This window comes from Bradyrhizobium sp. BR 10289 (assembly GCF_019455385.1).
Classification (GTDB): domain Bacteria; phylum Pseudomonadota; class Alphaproteobacteria; order Rhizobiales; family Xanthobacteraceae; genus Bradyrhizobium.
Map to the genome: position 1 here is coordinate 142,342 of NZ_JACOFR010000007.1, position 17,031 is coordinate 159,372.

At 64.8% G+C, this 17,031-nt stretch carries 15 protein-coding genes; 10 read left to right on the forward strand and 5 right to left on the reverse strand.

What is annotated here, in order from left to right; all coding sequences use genetic code 11:
* The 6 genes from hpaH to HYH08_RS14745 are packed head-to-tail and all read left to right on the forward strand — an operon-like array spanning nt 1 to nt 6,302.
* Nucleotides 1–807, forward strand: a complete 807-nt coding sequence (gene hpaH, locus HYH08_RS14720; protein WP_220010531.1) for a 2-oxo-hept-4-ene-1,7-dioate hydratase — start codon at nt 1–3, stop codon at nt 805–807.
* Between the two features lie 31 nt (nt 808–838).
* Nucleotides 839–1,237, forward strand: coding sequence for a 5-carboxymethyl-2-hydroxymuconate Delta-isomerase (locus tag HYH08_RS14725; protein WP_220010532.1), 399 nt, complete (start codon nt 839–841; stop codon nt 1,235–1,237).
* The gene (hpaE, locus tag HYH08_RS14730) at nt 1,230–2,768 is read left to right on the forward strand and encodes a 5-carboxymethyl-2-hydroxymuconate semialdehyde dehydrogenase (protein WP_220010533.1); all 1,539 of its coding nucleotides are present in this window, start codon (nt 1,230–1,232) and stop codon (nt 2,766–2,768) included. The genes HYH08_RS14725 and hpaE overlap by 8 nt, the downstream gene beginning before the upstream one ends.
* A 27-nt stretch (nt 2,769–2,795) precedes the next feature.
* Nucleotides 2,796–3,779 (forward strand): 3,4-dihydroxyphenylacetate 2,3-dioxygenase, encoded by a 984-nt coding sequence (hpaD, locus tag HYH08_RS14735; protein ID WP_220010534.1) that lies wholly within the window; start codon nt 2,796–2,798, stop codon nt 3,777–3,779.
* The gene (locus tag HYH08_RS14740; RefSeq protein ID WP_220010535.1) at nt 3,779–4,648 is read left to right on the forward strand and encodes a fumarylacetoacetate hydrolase family protein; all 870 of its coding nucleotides are present in this window, start codon (nt 3,779–3,781) and stop codon (nt 4,646–4,648) included. The genes hpaD and HYH08_RS14740 overlap by 1 nt, the downstream gene beginning before the upstream one ends.
* Nucleotides 4,649–4,673: 25 nt before the next feature.
* A complete protein-coding gene (locus tag HYH08_RS14745) occupies nt 4,674–6,302 on the forward strand; it encodes a thiamine pyrophosphate-dependent enzyme (RefSeq protein ID WP_220010536.1) in 1,629 nt (542 codons plus the stop codon).
* A gap of 54 nt (nt 6,303–6,356) precedes the next feature.
* On the opposite strand, the gene alkB is transcribed toward HYH08_RS14745, so the two are convergent.
* The 4 genes from alkB to HYH08_RS14765 all read right to left on the reverse strand — a co-directional run bounded on the left by alkB (nt 6,357) and on the right by HYH08_RS14765 (nt 9,942).
* Complete coding sequence (gene alkB / locus HYH08_RS14750) at nt 6,357–7,010, reverse strand: DNA oxidative demethylase AlkB (RefSeq protein WP_220010537.1); 654 nt, start codon at nt 7,008–7,010, stop codon at nt 6,357–6,359.
* 9 nt (nt 7,011–7,019) lie between these two features.
* Entirely contained in the window at nt 7,020–7,766 is a 747-nt protein-coding gene (locus HYH08_RS14755; RefSeq protein WP_220010538.1) for a 2OG-Fe(II) oxygenase, read from the reverse strand.
* A 147-nt stretch (nt 7,767–7,913) separates the two neighbouring features.
* Entirely contained in the window at nt 7,914–8,600 is a 687-nt protein-coding gene (locus tag HYH08_RS14760; RefSeq protein ID WP_220010539.1) for a DUF2848 domain-containing protein, read from the reverse strand.
* Nucleotides 8,593–9,942, reverse strand: a complete 1,350-nt coding sequence (locus tag HYH08_RS14765) for an amidase (RefSeq protein ID WP_220010540.1) — start codon at nt 9,940–9,942, stop codon at nt 8,593–8,595. The genes HYH08_RS14760 and HYH08_RS14765 overlap by 8 nt, the downstream gene beginning before the upstream one ends.
* Nucleotides 9,943–10,120: 178 nt before the next feature.
* Between HYH08_RS14765 and HYH08_RS14770 the strand changes: the two genes are divergently transcribed.
* The 4 genes from HYH08_RS14770 (at nt 10,121) to HYH08_RS14785 (ending at nt 13,826) form a co-directional block, all read left to right on the forward strand.
* Nucleotides 10,121–10,534, forward strand: coding sequence for a Zn-ribbon domain-containing OB-fold protein (locus tag HYH08_RS14770; protein WP_025034962.1), 414 nt, complete (start codon nt 10,121–10,123; stop codon nt 10,532–10,534).
* Nucleotides 10,535–10,537: 3 nt separating this feature from the next.
* Nucleotides 10,538–11,677: a thiolase C-terminal domain-containing protein gene (locus HYH08_RS14775; RefSeq protein WP_220010541.1), complete on the forward strand. Its 1,140-nt coding sequence runs from the start codon at nt 10,538–10,540 to the stop codon at nt 11,675–11,677.
* Nucleotides 11,678–11,682: 5 nt separating this feature from the next.
* Nucleotides 11,683–12,597, forward strand: a complete 915-nt coding sequence (locus HYH08_RS14780; protein WP_220010542.1) for an SDR family oxidoreductase — start codon at nt 11,683–11,685, stop codon at nt 12,595–12,597.
* A 116-nt stretch (nt 12,598–12,713) separates the two neighbouring features.
* Nucleotides 12,714–13,826 carry an SMP-30/gluconolactonase/LRE family protein gene (locus tag HYH08_RS14785; RefSeq protein WP_220010543.1) on the forward strand — a complete coding sequence of 371 codons (1,113 nt, stop codon included), beginning with the start codon at nt 12,714–12,716 and terminating at the stop codon, nt 13,824–13,826.
* A 70-nt stretch (nt 13,827–13,896) separates the two neighbouring features.
* On the opposite strand, the gene ppc is transcribed toward HYH08_RS14785, so the two are convergent.
* Nucleotides 13,897–16,695, reverse strand: coding sequence for a phosphoenolpyruvate carboxylase (ppc, locus tag HYH08_RS14790; RefSeq protein ID WP_220010544.1), 2,799 nt, complete (start codon nt 16,693–16,695; stop codon nt 13,897–13,899).
* Nucleotides 16,696–17,031 lie beyond the last annotated feature (336 nt).

A 17,031-nucleotide genomic window follows, 5' to 3' on the forward strand; every position in this document is an offset into this window, starting at 1 on the left:
ATGGCGCTTTCCAGAGACGATATCCAGGCTTGCGCGAGCCGTCTGCACCAGGCGGAGAAGACCCGCGTGCAGATCCGGCAGCTCTCGCAGGATTTCCCTGACATCAGCATCACTGACGCCTACGCGATTCAGAAGACCTGGGTCGACGTCAAGATCGCCGAGGGGCGCGTGGTCAAGGGCCATAAGATCGGCCTCACCTCCAAGGCGATGCAAAGCGCGCTCAATATCGACGAACCTGACTCCGGCGTGCTGCTCGACGACATGTTCTTCGCCGATGGCGGGATCATTCCGACCAAACGCTTCATCGCGACGCGCGTCGAGGCCGAGCTTGCCTTCGTGATGAGCAAGCGGCTTACGGGGCCCGATTGCACGCTATTCGACGTACTCAACGCCACCGATTTCGTGGTGCCGGCGCTGGAGATCCTGGATACGCGCATCGAGCGCGTCGATCCCAAGACAAAAGCCACGCGAAAAATTTTCGACACCATTGCGGACAACGCGGCGAATGCCGGCATCGTGGTCGGCGGACGGCCAATCCGTCCGCTCGATGCCGATTTGCGCTGGATCGGCGCGCTGTGTTTCAAGAACGGCCAGCTGGAAGAAACCGGCCTTGCCGCCGGTGTGCTCAATCATCCCGCGACATCAGTGGCCTGGCTTGCCAACAAGATCGCCCCGCTCGGGCTCGCGCTCGAACCGGGACAGGTCGTGCTCGCGGGCTCCTTCATCCGTCCGATCGAGACCCGCAAGGGCGACACAATTCAAGCCGATTATGGCGCCTACGGCTCGGTCAGCTGCTACTTCGCCTAGACGAAAAGAAAATACAGGGAGTGAAACCGCGATGCCGCATTTCACGATCGAATATTCGGCCAATCTCGACAGCCGCCTCGATATCGGCAAGGTCTGCGAGGTCGTGCGCAAGGCGGCGGTCGAGACCGGCATCTTCCCGCTCGGCGGCATCCGCGTCCGCGCGATCAGGTGCGAGCATTACGCGATCGCCGATAACAGGAATGATTACGGCTTCCTCGACATGGTGCTGCGTATCGGCGAAGGCCGCGACCTGCCGACGCGCCAGAAGGCCGGCGAGCATGTCTTCCAGGCGCTGTCGAAACATCTCGATCCCGTCTTCGCGGCCGGCAAGTTCGCTCTGTCGTTCGACATGCAGATCAACGACAAAGACACGAGCTGGAAGCGCAACAACATCCACGACGCCCTGAAAGTGGAGGCCGCCCATGGATAAGCCCACCCCGAAAGCCGATGTGTTCCAGGCCAACCGCGACCGCGCCGCACCGCTGCTGAAGACGCTGCGCGCCGACGGCATCGGGCACATGATCGACGGCAAGGTCGTCCCGTCGATCTCCGGCGAGACCTTTGAGACGAAGTCGCCGGTCGATGGCGCCGTGCTCGCCAGTGTCGCCCGCGGCAATGCCGAGGATATCGACGCCGCCGCTACGTCCGCCGCCCTCGCCTTCAAGTCCTGGCGCGACATGGGGCCGGCGATGCGCAAGAAGCTGCTACATCGCGTTGCCGACGCGATCGAAGACAACGCCGAAGACATCGCAGTGCTCGAATGCATCGACACCGGGCAGGCCTATCGCTTCATGGCCAAGGCCGCGATCCGCGCCGCCGAGAATTTCCGCTTCTTCGCCGACAAATGCGCGGAGGCGCGCGACGGCCTCAACACGCCTAGCGACGAGCACTGGAATATCTCGACCCGCGTGCCGATCGGCCCCGTGGGCGTGATCACGCCTTGGAATACGCCGTTCATGCTCTCGACCTGGAAGATCGCCCCTGCCCTCGCTGCGGGCTGCACTGTCGTGCACAAGCCGGCCGAATGGTCGCCGGTGACCGCCAGCATTCTGGCGCGGCTCGTCAAGGAGGCCGGCGTGCCCGACGGCGTGCTCAACACCCTCCACGGCTTTGGCGAAGAGGCCGGCAAGGCGCTGACCGAACATCCCGCCATCAAGGCGATCGGCTTCGTCGGCGAGAGCGCGACCGGCTCGGCGATCATGGTTCAGGGCGCGCCGACCTTGAAGCGCGTGCATTTCGAGCTCGGCGGCAAGAACCCGGTGATCGTGTTCGACGACGCCGATCTCGAGCGCGCACTCGATGCCGTCGTGTTCATGATCTACTCGCTCAATGGCGAGCGTTGCACCTCGTCGAGCCGCCTGCTGATCCAGCAGAACATCGCCGAAAAATTCGTGGAGAAGCTGACCGCGCGCGTGAAGGCGCTGAAGGTCGGCCATCCGCTCGATCCCTCAACCGAGATCGGGCCGCTGATCCACGAACGCCATTTGGCGAAGGTCTGCTCCTATTTCGACGTCGCGCGCCAGGACGGCGCCACCATCGCGGTCGGCGGCAAGACCTATGACGGCCCGGGCGGTGGACATTATGTCGAGCCAACATTGGTCACAGGCGCGCATGGCAAAATGCGCGTGGCGCAGGAGGAGGTGTTCGGACCGTTCCTCACCGTGCTGCCGTTCAAGGATGAAGCGGACGCCATCACGATTGCCAACGACATCCGCTATGGCCTCACCGGTTATGTCTGGACCAACGATGTCGGCCGCGCCCTGCGAGTTGCCGACGCGCTGGAGGCCGGCATGATCTGGCTGAATTCGGAAAACGTTCGCCACCTGCCGACACCGTTCGGCGGCATGAAGGCGAGCGGAATCGGCCGCGACGGCGGCGACTATTCGTTCGACTTTTACATGGAAACCAAGCACGTCTCGCTGGCGCGGGGCACGCACAAGATTCAGAAACTGGGGATTTGACGCTCGTCGAGCCGAGGGGAAACGCCAATGCCGGTACCGCAACACATCTTCGAGCCGCCGTTCAACATCATCCGTTCCAGCCACGTCGTGCTCGACGTGACCGACCTGAAGCTGAGCCGCGAGTTCTACGAGACCACCGTCGGCCTGCATGTCGAGGATGCCGATGACAAGCTCGTGTACCTGCGCGCCGCCGAGGAGCATCAGCATCACTCGCTGGTATTGCGCAAGGCCGCCGCGCCCGCCTGTAACAGGCTCGGCTTCAAGGTCGGCAATGACGGCGATCTCGACAAGGCCGCAAAGTTCCTGTCCGAGAACGGGCTCGGCTACGCCTTCACCGATCAACCATTCCAGGGTCGCACGCTGCAGTTCACTGATCCCTTCGGCTTCCAGCTCGAGCTCTATGCGACGATGGACCGCCGGCCGCATCTGCTCCGCCACTACGACCTCTACCGGGGCTGCCACCCGCAGCGGCTCGACCATTTCAACGTCTTCGCCGCCGAGGTGCAGGACACCATGGATTTCTACGCCCGGCTCGGCTTCCGCCTCACCGAATATGCCGAAGAGGACGGGCCGAACGGCCGCATTGCCGCGGCCTGGATGCATCGCAAGGGCAATGTCCACGACTTCGCCATCACCAACGGCAAGGGTCCGCGCCTGCACCATTTCGCCTACTGGACGCCGACGGCGATGAACATCATCCATCTCTGCGACGTCATGGCCTCGCAAGGCTTTGTGAAGAACATCGAGCGCGGCCCCGGCCGTCATGGCATTTCCAATGCCTTCTTCCTCTACGTCCGCGATCCCGATGGCCACCGGCTCGAGCTCTACACCAGCGATTATTTCACTGGGGATCACGACCACGAGCCGCTGCGCTGGTCGCTCCGCGATCCGCGCCGTCAGACGCTATGGGGCGCGCCGGCGCCGCGCTCCTGGTTCGAGCAGGGTTCGCCCTTCACGGGCCAGGCCGTGCGCGAGCCGAGATTCGTGGCCGACGTGCTGGTGGCAGACTGATGAAGCTCCCTCGCCTCGCTACCTATTCCGTCAAGGGTGAAACACGCTACGGCGCCGTTCTCGAAGGCGGCATCGTCGATCTCTCCGCGCGCCATGCCAAGGATTATCCGACGCTGCGCGAGGTGATCGCGGCGGGAAAGCTGATCAGCCTTGCCGAGGAAGCGGCCGGCCGCACGCCGGTCCACGCGCCCGGCGAGATCACCTGGCTGCCGCCGGTACCTGCGCCGGAAAAGATCATCTGCATCGGCGTCAACTATCCAGATCGTAACGCCGAGTACAAGGACGGTCAGGAGGCGCCGAAATATCCGAGCATGTTCATGCGCTCGCCCCGCTCGTTCGTCGGCCACGACACGCCGCTGGTGCGCCCGCGCGCATCGGCTCAGCTCGACTATGAGGGCGAGATCGTGTTGGTGATCGGCAAGCCCGGCCGGCACATCGCGGAGAGCGCGGCGCTCGACCACATTGCGGCACTGACGCTCTGCAACGAAGGCTCCGTGCGCGACTGGTTGCGCCATGCCAAGTTCAATGTGACGCAGGGCAAGAATTTCGATTCCAGCGGCAGCCTCGGGCCGTGGCTGGTGCCCTACACCAGGGAAGCGCAGATCGCGGACATCCGCCTCACGACGCATGTCAACGGCGAGCTCAGGCAGGACGACCGCACCAGCCGGCTGATGTTCCCGTTCCGCTACCTCATCAGCTATATCTCGACGTTCGCGACGCTCGTTCCCGGTGACATCATCGTGACGGGCACGCCGACCGGCGCCGGTGCGCGGTTCGATCCGCCGCGTTACCTGAAGCCCGGCGACGTGATCGAGGTCGCGGCCGAGGGCATCGGCACTTTGCGCAACGGCGTCGTCGACGAAGCCTGAACAAGAACTGAAGTGGAATGAAGCAATGACCACCCTCACCGGCGGCGAAGCGATCGTAAGCGGGCTTGTCGCTCATGGCGTCGACACCGTGTTCGGCCTGCCCGGCGCGCAAATCTACGGCCTGTTCGACGCCTTCCACCAGGCCCAGCTCAAAGTGATCGGCGCACGGCACGAGCAGGCCTGCGGCTACATGGCGTTCGGCTATGCCCGCTCCAGCGGCAGGCCCGGCGTGTTCAGCGTGGTGCCCGGCCCCGGCGTGCTCAACGCCAGCGCGGCGCTGCTCACCGCCTATGGCTGCAACGAGCCGGTGCTCTGCGTCACCGGCCAGGTGCCGACGCAGTTTCTCGGCAAGGGCCGCGGCCATCTGCACGAGATGCCCGACCAGCTCGCGACCTTGCGCACCTATGTGAAATGGGCCGACCGGATCGAATATCCCGGCTACGCTCCGACCATCGTGGCGCGGGCGTTCCAGGAGATGATGTCGGGACGGCGCGGCCCCGCCTCGGTGGAAATGCCCTGGGATATCTTTACCCAGCGCGCCGACACCCGCGCGGCACAGGTGCTGGAGCCGCTGCCCGCGCCGCTGCCCGACCCTGATCTGATCAAGCAGGCGGCCGCCCTGATCAAGGCCAGCAAGGCGCCGATGATCTTCGTCGGCAGCGGCGCGATCGAGGCCGGTGCCGAGATCCTCGAGCTGGCCGAGATGATCGATGCGCCCGTCGTCGCCTTTCGCAGCGGCCGCGGCATCGTCTCCAATGCGCATGAGCTCGGCCTCACCATGGCCGCCGCCTACAAGCTGTGGCCGACAACCGACCTGATGATCGCGATCGGGACACGCGCGGAGCTGCCGGTATCGGGCTTCCGCTGGCCCTACCAGCCATCCGGCTTGAAGTCGGTCCGCATCGACATCGATCCCGCCGAGATCCGCCGTGTCGTCTGCGACACGTCCATTGTCGCCGATGCCAAGGCCGCGACGGCCGATCTCGCCGCCGCCGTCCGCAAGGCCGGGTACAGCAAGACCGCCGGCCGCCGTGCCGCGATCCGCGAGGCTAGCGCGGCCGCGCAGCAGGAGATCCAGCGCATCCAGCCGCAGATGGCCTATCTCAACATTCTGCGCGAGGTGCTGCCGGCGAACACGATCGTGACGGATGAATTGTCGCAGTTCGGCTTTGCCTCCTGGTACGGCTTCCCGATCTACCAGCCGCGCACCTTTATCACCTCGGGCTATCAGGGCACACTCGGCTCGGGTTTTCCGACCGCGCTCGGCGCCAAGGTCGCCAATCCCGACAAGCCGGTGGTCGCGATCACCGGCGATGGCGGCTTCATGTTCGGCGTGCAGGAACTTGCCACCGCCGTGCAGTTCAACATCGGCGTGGTGACGCTGGTGTTCAACAACAACGCCTATGGCAATGTCCGCCGCGACCAGCGCGAACGCTTTGACGGCCGCGTGGTGGCGTCGGATCTGGTTAATCCGGATTTCGTCAAGCTCGCGGAGTCGTTTGGGGTGGCCGCGGCGCGCGTGACGGCGCCGGATCAGTTCAAGGCCGCGATGGAGAAGGCGCTCGCACATGGCGGGCCGTATCTGATCTCGGTGGAAGTGACCAGGGATTCCGAAGTGAGCCCGTGGGCGTTCATTCATCCGCCGAAGCCGTAAGCGAAGCACGTCACGCCGCGGCTCTTTCCTTTTCCTCTTGTGGGAGAAGGAAGATTACCGCGTCCGGCGAAAGGTCAGATTGATCCGCTTGCGTCCGAGCAGCGCATGCTCGCCTTCCGCGAGCGGCGCGACGCCGTGATAGGCGAGCCGCGACGGGCCACCCCAGACGACGACGTCGCCATGGACGAGCCGATAGCGGCGCGGCTTGTCGGCACGTGCCAGGCCGCCGAACAGGAAAGTCGCGGGCAGGCCGAGCGAGACCGAGACGATCGGCGCCGAATAGTCCAGCTCGTCCTTGTCCTGATGCAGCGACAGTTTTGTGCCGGGCTCGTAGCGGTTGACGAGGCAGGCATCGGGCGTGAAGTTTTGGAAGCCACCCTGCTCCGCCGCGCGGCGGGCGAGGTCGCGGAGGACGGACGGCATCGCCGGCCAAGGCGCGCCGGTGCGCGGATCGATGGCATCATAACGATAGCCGGTGTGATCGGTGACCCAGCCGCGCTCACCGCAATTGGTCATCGCCACTGACATCAAATGGCCGCCGGGCGTGGTCATGCGGCGCAACGGCGACTGCGTCACGATGGCGCGCACCGCTTCGATCAGCTCGCGCTCGATCGGCTTGACGAAGCCGCGCAGCAGCACCGCGCCGTCGGCGATCTCCTCACGTGACGGCTGCGCCTCAGCGACGCTATCGAACAGATCAGCCGTCAATCGTCCCACTCATTTGGCATCATGAAAGATCACACCCAGCGTGTGGCGCTGGCCGGACCTGATCCGGCTGACGCCATGGCGCATATTAACGCGGTAGCTGCCGCGTGTCCCCTGCACCGGGCGGTGATGCACAGCGAACGCCACCGCATCGCCCTGTGCAAGCGGAACCACCTCGGCGCGGGACTGCATGCGCGGGCGCTGCTCGGTCAGCACGAACTCGCCGCCGGTGAAATCGCGACCGGGCTCGGAGAGCAGAATCGCAACCTGGAGCGGGAACACGTGCTCGCCATAGAGATCCTGGTGCAGGCAGTTGAAGTCGCCGGCCTCGTATTGCAGCAGCAGCGGTGTCGGCCGCATCTGGCCGGCGTCGTGGCAGCGCTTGAGGAAAGCGGCATGAGCTGTGGGATAGCGGATGTCGATGCCCATCGCCTCGTTCCATCGATTGGCGACGGCTTGAAGATGCGCGTAGAGCGCCGGCCGCAACTCCGCAATCAGATCCGGGAGCGGGTAGGAGAAGTATTTGTACTCACCGCGGCCGAAGCCGTGGCGGCCCATGACGATGCGGCTGCGGAAGTGCGCATCGTCGGGATAGAACGCAGCGATGGCGCGGCATTGCTCGGGCGTGAGCAGGCCCTTGAGGACAGCGCAGCCCTGGGCGTCAAGTTCGGCGGTGATCCGGGGCCAGTCGAGGGTGTCGACGTGGGCGGCGAGATCGACGGCGGGTTTATGCAGTGATTTGCGTGCGGTCATTGTCATGCCAATCACCTTTGCAGTCGGACGTTCCCCTCCACCACCCGATTTCCGATGACTGTCTCCCCGTCATTGCGAGCGAAGCGAAGCAATCCAGAATCCCTCCGCGGAACCAGTCTGGATTGCTTCCGCGTTCGCCGGTTGCTTGTGGAGCTAGCCCCTCACCGGCAGCGTCACCACGTCATAACCGTGCTTGATCGTGCGCTTCAGCACGGGATCTTCCAGCTCGAAATCGAAACGCTCGGCGGGGCGGATGCCGCCCTTGGCGGCGAAGGTGCCGCCGAACATGGCGCAGCCGTCGGGGAATTTTCCGCCTTCGAAACCGCGAGCGATGAGGTCCTTGACGGGCAGCATCGCGTCGAGCGTGCCTTCCTGGTAGAGCACGCGCTCGCCCTTGATCGTGGCATAGGAGCGCAAAATCATCTTGTCCCAGTGGCCGATGACGTCCTCAAGCTCCCACAGCGTGGACGCAATGGGCTTGTCGCACATCTGCTTGGAGACGGTGACGTTATAGGCCTCGACCTTCCGGTCGGTATGGTCGGAGCCGCAGCCGACAAAGATGCGGCCCTGCCAGCCAATCAGCACGAACTCGACTTCACCGGAGGAATCGCCGCCGGTGCATTCGATGCTGTCCTCCTGGGTCAGCCGCCGCGCCGAGGCGCGGTAGTAGATCGGCGTCGAGGCCGGCGGGGCGATCCCCATCTCCTGCAGCTCTTTGATGTGCTTGTCGCGCGCGACGGGATCGCGGCCGGTCCAGCCGGCGATGACCATCTGGTCGATCGCCAAGGTCAGCGGCGTGGTGGTGTCCTGGGCGTCGACGGTGAAAGTCAGGTCAAACACGAATAACGGCCTCCATGCCGGCAGCAAGTTCAAAGATGCGGCGATCCGAGCCACCCGCCCCTGCAAGCATCAGGCCGACGGGAATATCGCCCTCGCGATGCGCAGGGAGCGAGATGGCGCAGCCGTCGATCATGTTGATGAGGGTGCAGTTGCGCAGCGCGCGCAGGTTTTGCGTGGTGAACGCCTTGTCGTCGGCGAGATCAGAAATCTTCGGCGGCGTGTTGGCGGTGGTCGGCAGCACCAGGGCGTCATAGGGCGCGATGCGCGAATTGACGCGGGCGATCAGCGAGCGGCGCTCGTTGAGCAGATCGATGTAATCGGCCGCGCTCTGCGCCTCGCCGCGCATGATACGCACGGAGACTCGGGGGTCGTAGACGTCGCCCTTGGCGGTGATGAGATAACGGTGCCAGGCATAACTTTCGGAGGCCGCAAAGCCGCCCTTGGCATTCATCGGGCCGATGTCGTGGAATTCGGCTATCTCGATACGCTCGATGATCGCGCCGTGATCTGCAAGCGATTTCAGCGCGCGCTCGAAGGTCGCGGAGACCTCCGCGTCGAGGTCGTCGAGCGCGATCGTGGTAGGCACCGCCAGCCGCATGCCCTTCACGGGACGCGGCCGCAGCGGAACGATCGGCTCGTTCGCGAGCACCGCATCGAGAATGGCACAGCAGCTGACCGATCGCGCCAAGGGTCCGATACTGTCGAGCGAGAACGACAGCGGCACCGAGCCATCGAGCGGCACGCGGCGCTGCGTGGGCTTGTAGCCGACGATGCCGTTATAGGCGGCGGGGATGCGGCAGGAGCCGCCGGTGTCGGTGCCGAGCGCGCCATGCGCCATGCCATCGAGCACGGAGACCGCGGCACCCGAGGACGAGCCGCCGGGCACATGACCCTCGGCCCGGTTCCAGGCGCCCTTGGGCGTGCCGTAATGCGGATTGATGCCGATGCCGGAATAGGCGAACTCGGTCATGTTGGTGCGGCCGATCACGACGAAGCCGGCCCTGCGCAGCCGTGCCACCGTCGCGGCGTCCTGCTCCGCCGGCGGGGAATCGTCGAGCGCGCGGGAGCCGGCGCGCGTGACCTGGCCCTTGATGTCGAACAGATCCTTGATCGAGATGGGGATACCGGCATAGCGCGACGGCGCCGCCTTGGCCTTGCGCAAGGCGTCCATCGCGTCGGCGGTCGCAAGCGCGGCGTCCTTGTCGACGTGGATGAAGGTGCGCTGGCCCTCGCCCGCCGGATCGGCGATCCTGGCGATGCACGCCTCGACCAGTTTTCGGGCGGTGGTACGGCCGCTTTCGAGGTCGTCGGCGAGGCTCGCCAGTGTCGGAAAATCGGGCATGTCTGTCTCACGGAATATTTGCGCGCGCAATCTATAGCGCCGGCTCAGTTCGATACAAGCATTGTGCGCATGATGGCATGCATGCGTATTGCTGGACCGTTGACGCACCATGGTCGATTGTCGCATCAAGATTGCAACAGGCGGGCATGAAGCCTGACTTCTGGGAGGGCATTCCGACATGGCCGAACCGCAGCGCGCGCGACCGAAACCGACGCCGGAGACCCAGCATTTCTGGGACGGCACGAAAGCGGGTGAATTGCGCCTGCAGCGCTGCGACGCCTGCGCGCATGTCTACTTCCCACCGCGCCCGTTCTGCCCGTCCTGCGCCTCGCGCAAGGTCTCTGTCTTCAAGGCGAGCGGCAAGGGTTTCCTCTATAGCTACGTGATCAACCACCGCCCCGCCGCGCCCGGCTTCACGCCGCCTTACGCGATCGCCGTGGTCGAGCTCGACGAGGGGCCGCGGATGATGAGCAACATCATCGACTGTCCGCAGACGCCGGAGGCGCTCGCGCTCGACATGAAGCTCGAGGTCGCCTTCCAGGAGCTCGACGACAAGATCACCCTCCCCGTGTTCCGTCCGGCGAAGGGGTAAGCGATGCGCAAGAACCAGGTTGCCGTCGTCGGCGCGGCCGAGACCACCGAGCTCGGTGTTATCCCCACCATGTCGCAGCTCCAGCTGCACGCGGATGCGGCGCTCAATGCCATTGCCGATGCCGGGCTGAAGCTGTCCGACATTGACGGCTTTGCCACCGCAGTCGAAACACCGCAGCAGGTCTGCCACTATCTCGGCATCAAGCCGACCTGGGTCGACGGCACCTCGGTCGGCGGCTGCTCCTTCATGCTGCACGTCCGCCATGCCGCCGCAGCAATCGAGGCCGGCCTGTGCAAGACCGTGCTGATCACCCATGCCGAGAGCGGCAAGTCGATGATCGGCAAACTGCCGCGCTCGACGCCGGCGGACAGCCTCAACGGCCAGTTCGAGGCGCCTTATGGCGTCTATGGGCCGCCCAGCATGTTCCCAATCCCCGTGCTGCGCTTCATGAAGACCTATGGCATCACGCATGAGCAGCTCGCCTCGGTGGCTGTGGTGCAGCGGGAATGGGCCGCGAAGAATCCGCGGGCGATGATGAAGGACCCGATCACGGTCGCCGACGTCCTCAACTCGCGCATGATCGCCTATCCGTTCCGCCTGCTGCAGTGCTGCCTCGTCACCGACGGCGGCGGCGCGCTGATCCTGACCTCGGCCGACCGCGCCAAGGATTTCCCGAGAAAACCCGTCTACATCATGGGCACCGGCGAGAGCGTGGAGACACCGATGGTCAGCCAGATGGAGACGTTCAACTCCTCGCGCGCGTTCAAGACGGCGGGGCCGCTGGCGTTCAAGGAGGCCGGCATTGCCCACAAGGACGTCGATCATCTCATGATCTATGACGCCTTTGCGCATCTGCCGCTGTTCGGCCTCGGCGATCTCGGCTTCATGCCGTATGAGGAGACCGGCCAGTTCATCGCCGACGGCAACACGCGGCCCGGCGGGAAGCTTCCGCTCAACACCAATGGCGGTGGATTGAGCTACATGCATTCGGGCATGTATGGCATGTACGCACTCCAGGAGAGCGTGCGCCAGATGCGCGGCATCGCGCCGGCGCAGGTGCCGAACGCGAAGATTTCGGTATGCCACGGCGTCGGCGGCATGTTCGCGGCGAGTGGTACGATCGTGTTTACGAACGAGAGGTAGCGCACATGAGCAAATCACTGCAGGACAAGGTCATCATCGTCACCGGCGCAGGCCGCGGCATCGGGCGCGAGATCGCGCTGCTCTGTGCGGCCGAAGGCGCCAAGGTCGTGGTCAACGATCCCGGCGTGGCCGCCGACGGCGCAGGCTCGAGCGCTTCCCCCGCTGAGGAAGTGGTCGAGGAGATCAAGAAGCGCGGCGGCGTCGCGGTGCCGAACTTCGAGTCGGTGGCGGAAGCGGTGCCCGCCAGCAAGATCGTGAAGACCGCGACCGATCATTTCGGCCGGCTCGACGGCGTCGTCAACAATGCCGGCATCCTGCGCGACATGATCTTCCACAAGATGAGCGTGGAGGCGTTCGAGGCCGTCATCAAGGTCCATTTGATGGGCTCGTTCTATGTCAGCCACGCCGCCGCGCGCATCTTCCGCGAGCAGGAGAGTGGCTCCTTCGTGCACTTCACCTCGACCTCCGGCCTGATCGGCAACTTTGGCCAGGCCAACTACGCCGCCGCCAAGCTCGGCATCATTGGGCTGTCGAAGTCGATCGCGCTCGACATGGGCCGCTTCAACGTCCGCTCGAACTGCGTCTCGCCGTTCGCCTGGACCCGCATGATCGGCACCATCCCGACCGAGACCGAGGCCGAGAAGGCGCGCGTCGAGAAGATCAAGCAGATGGGCCCGGAGAAGATCGCGCCGATCTGCGCTTACCTGCTCTCCGACGCCGCCAAGGACGTCACCGGCCAGATTTTCGGCGCGCGCATGAACGAGCTGTTCCTGTTCAGCCAGAACCGCCCGCTGCGCTCGGTGCATCGCAGCGAAGGCTGGACGCCGCAGACGATCGCGGAGCACGGCATGCCGGCGCTGAAGGGCTCGTTCTACAAGCTCGACCGCTCCGCCGACATCTTCCCCTGGGATCCCGTCTAGTCATATTTTTGGCATCCCTGCGCTGCGATCTCCGGTTGTCTCATCCAGGGTTCGCCCCGCTTTATGCCTGATTGCGGGCGAAGGGTGTCCTCCCAACACAATCTTGGGAGGAAACCATGACAAGAATACTGACCAACACCGGCGACACGACTGCAGACGCCGGCCTCGGGCGCCGCACGCTGCTCAAGGGCGCGGCCACCGTTGCCGCAAGCGCCCTGCTCGCCTCGAAGGCCGATGCCCGCGACTTCGGCGCCAATGCCGAGCCGCAGCGTTATCCCGATCCAGACATCGTCGTCATCGATCCCAAACGCTTCAAGGCCAAGGTCGGCAATACCTCGATCAAGCGGCTCTACACCGGCTGCCTGTGGGCCGAAGGGCCGGCGTGGAATGCGCAGGGACAATATCTCGTCTGGAGCGACATCCCCGCCAACCGGCAGCTGCGCTATCTCGACGACGACGGTCACATCTCCGAGCAGTTCCACAAGCCGTCGAACGAGGCCAACGGCAATTCGTTCGACACGGAGGGACGTCAGATCACCGCCGAGCGCACCCGCCTCGTCCGCTACGAGCACGACGGTTCGGTGACGACGCTGGCCGAGCAGGCGAACGGCAAGCCGCTGAACGGGCCGAACGACATGGTCGTGCATCCCAACGACAAGGCGATCTGGTTCACCGATCCCGGCTATGGTGCGATCAGCATCTACGAGGGCAAGCTCGCCAACACCGGCTCGCTGCAGCCCTACCAGAAAGAGGCGGTGTATCGTCTGGACACGCAGACGGGACAAATCGCCAAGGTCGCGGACGAGCCCTTCAAGCCGAACGGCATCGCGTTCAGCCAAGACTACAAGAAGCTCTATGTCTGCGACACCGGCATCACGCATTATCCGCAGGCCGAGAACGTGGTGTGGTCCTATGATATCGACGGGCCGAAGCTCTCGAACCCGAAGCGGCTGATCGACATGAAGCTCGAGGGCAAGTCAGGCTTCCCCGACGGATTGCGCGTCGACACCGAGGGCAACATCTGGGTCGGCGCCGGCTGGGTCGGGCCGGGTTATGACGGCGTGCAGGTGTTCGCACCGAGTGACGGCACGCGGATCGGGCAGATCCTGTTGCCGGAGACCTGCGCCAATCTCTGCTTCGGCGGCAAGAAGCGCAACCGGCTGTTCATGACCGCGAGCCAGTCGCTGTATTCGGTGTATGTGGAGACGCAAGGGGCGCATTTCTGTTGAGATTGGCGAATAGTGAGTGGCGAGTGGCGAATTGAGTTCTATTCGCAACTCGCCATTCGCAATTCGCCCATCAACCCGTGTTCCTCAACCCCGCCGAGATGCCGTTGATCGTCAGCTGAATCCCGCGCAGCACCTGCTCGTCCGGGTTCTGCGCGCGGTGCTCCTTGAGCAGCTCGACCTGCACGTGGTTGAGCGGATCGAGATAGGGGAAGCGGTGGCGCACCGATCGCTCGAGCAGCGGGTTGCCCTGGAGCAGCCGGTCCTGGCCCATGATGTCGAGCAGCGTCTCGATGCAGGAATGCCATTCGCGGCGGATGCGGCCGAAGATCTTTTCGCGCAAGGCTTCGTCCGGCACCAGCTCTGCATAGCGCGAAGCGATCGCGATCGAGCTCTTGGCGAGCACCATGTCCATGTTCGACAGCAGCATGCGGAAGAACGGCCATTCCTTATAAAGCTCTTTCAGGAACGGCATGCCCTTGTCGGGATGCTCGGCGATCCATTGCTCGACTGCGCTGCCAAAACCATACCAGCCCGGCAGCATCAGGCGGCATTGCGCCCAGGAGAACACCCAGGGAATCGCGCGCAGATCCTCGATGGCGCGGGTCTTCTTGCGCGAGGCCGGGCGGCTGCCGATGTTCAAGGTCGCGATCTCGTTGATGACGGTCGAGCCCCAGAAATAGTCGACGAAACCGTCGGTCTCGTAGACGAGGCCGCGATAGGCCTTGAAGGCGAGGTTCGACAGCTCGTCCATCGCGGTCAGATATTCGCGGCGCGGCGCGCTCTGGCGCGGCTGCAGCAGGCTGGCATCGAGCGTCGCGGCCGCCAGGATCTCCAGATTGTTGCGGCCGACTTCCGCGTTGGAATATTTCGACGAGATGATCTCGCCCTGCTCGGTGATGCGGATCTGGCCGTTCACCGCGCCGCCCGGCTGGGCGACGATGGCGTCATAGCTCGGCCCGCCGCCGCGGCCGACCGAGCCGCCACGGCCATGAAACAGGCGCAGCCGCACGTGATGCCGCTCGAACACCTCGACGAGGCCGATCTCGGCCTTGTAGAGCTCCCAGCCCGAGGTGACGAAACCGCCATCCTTGTTGGAGTCGGAATAGCCGAGCATCACCTCCTGCACGCTGCCGCGGCTGTCGACGAGCCGGCGATAATCGTGCAGCGACAGCATGCGGTCCATGATGGCGGATGAGGCCTGCAGATCCTCGATGGTCTCGAACAGCGGCACGATGTTGATGGCGCTGCGCCCGGAGGGATGGACGAGGCCGACCTCCTTCAAGAGCACGGCGACCTCGAGCATGTCGGACATGCCCTTGCACATCGAGATGATGCATTGGGGAATGGCGTCCGAGCCGAATTTCGCATGCGCTTCCGCGGCCGCGTGGAAGACGTTGAGCTCGCCCATGGTCTCGTCGCTGTATTTGACGAATTGCGAGACCAGCGAGCGCGTCGAGCGCAACTCGTTGGTGAGCAGCGAGATGCGGGCGTCCTCGCCGAGCGCGAGGTAGGACATGCCGGGATTGGCGGCGTCCATCAGCTCGGCGATTGTCCGTTCGTGCACGGCCGAGTTCTGGCGGATGTCGAGCCGCGCCAGATGGAAGCCGAAACAATCGACCGCGCGCCGCAGGAGCCGCAGCCGGCCGCGGGCGATGACGCGGGCGTTGTTGGAGATCAGCGAACGGTGCAGCACGTCGAGATCGGCCTGCAACTCCTTGACGGTCGCGTAAGGCTTGCCCTTGCCGACCGGGCGGCGCGTGATCTCGACCTCGAGCGCTTCGGCCGTCGCCGTGAGCCGCGCATAGATGCCGGAGACGGCCAGACGATAAGGCTCGCCGCTCCGGTGCGGCGAGGTATCCGGCGAGCGCTCCGCCAGCGTGCGCAGCTCCTCGGAGACGTCGGCGAGGTGCGCGGCGATCGACAGCTCGGAGCCGAGCACGTGCAGCTCGTTGAGATAGAACTGCATCACGCGGCTGGACTGCAGCCGCAGCGTGCCGCGCATGACGTCGGCGGTGACGAAAGGATTGCCGTCGCGATCGCCGCCGATCCAGCTGCCCATGCGCAGGAACGAGGCGAGCTCGCTGGCAGCCTGCTCGCCGCCCTCCTCCAGCCGGTCTTCCAGCACGTTCACCAGCCGCGGCACCTCGCGCAGGAAGGTGTAGTCGTAGAAAGAGAGGCCGTTGGCGACTTCGTCGAGCACGGTCAGCTTGGTGCGGCGGAGCAGATTGGTCTGCCACAGCGTCAGCACCTCGCGGCGCAGCTGCTCGTCGCTGGCGGCGGCCTCGTCCGCGGTCAGCGCGACACGCTCGCGGCGGTCGAGCAGCGCCGCGACCTCCATCTCGCGGTCCATGGTGCTCTTGCGGCGGACTTCGGTCGGATGCGCGGTCAGGACCGGGCTGACCAACGCGGTCTTGAAGAAATTGCGCAAGCTGTCGGCGCTGATGCCGGCCGCCTTGGCATGGGCAAGCGTCTCCGCCAGCACGCCGGAGCCGCCGCGGCTGGAGGCGCTGCGGGCGCGCATCTGGCGGATGTTGTTCTGGTCTTCGGCGATGTTGGCGAGGTGGGAGAAATAACTGAAGGCGCGGACGATCCGCACCGTCTCGGAGATCGACATGCTGTCGAGGATCTGCTCGAGCTCGCGGCGGGCGAGCCGGTCCTCGTCGCGGTGGAACCGGATCGAGGTCTGGCGGATGCGCTCGACCAGGTCGAACACGTCGGCGCCCTCCTGGTCGCGCACCGTGTCGCCCAGGATGCGCCCGAGCAGGCGGATATCGTCCCGCAGCCGGGTGTCGGCCTCCAGCGCCTGGACGTCCTCGGGGCGATTGTGGCGGAGATCGGCGGCGTCGGATGGTACGGTTTGGAGGGACATTGGCTCGCTCCCTTAAGTAGAGCTCCCTATGGCTCCCCGGCCTATCGAGTGTGCGATATTTTTCTACCGCAGCGCAAGATGAAGTTGGGGGCGGCGCACACTCAAGAGCGTCATTGCGAGTGGAGCGCATCACCGCAAGTCTTGACGCACAGACCCCGGGCGTCAGGACCACACGCTTTTGCCGTCGGCGGACGGCGCTCCCCTGCATGTGGCGTGTTTTGCCCGTCGGGCAACGCGAGGGACGGTGCCAAGGCGTAGGATGGGTTGAGCCCTTACGAAACCCATCCTGTTGCCTCATCGGGGAGATCGATGGGTTTCGCTGACGCTCTACCCATC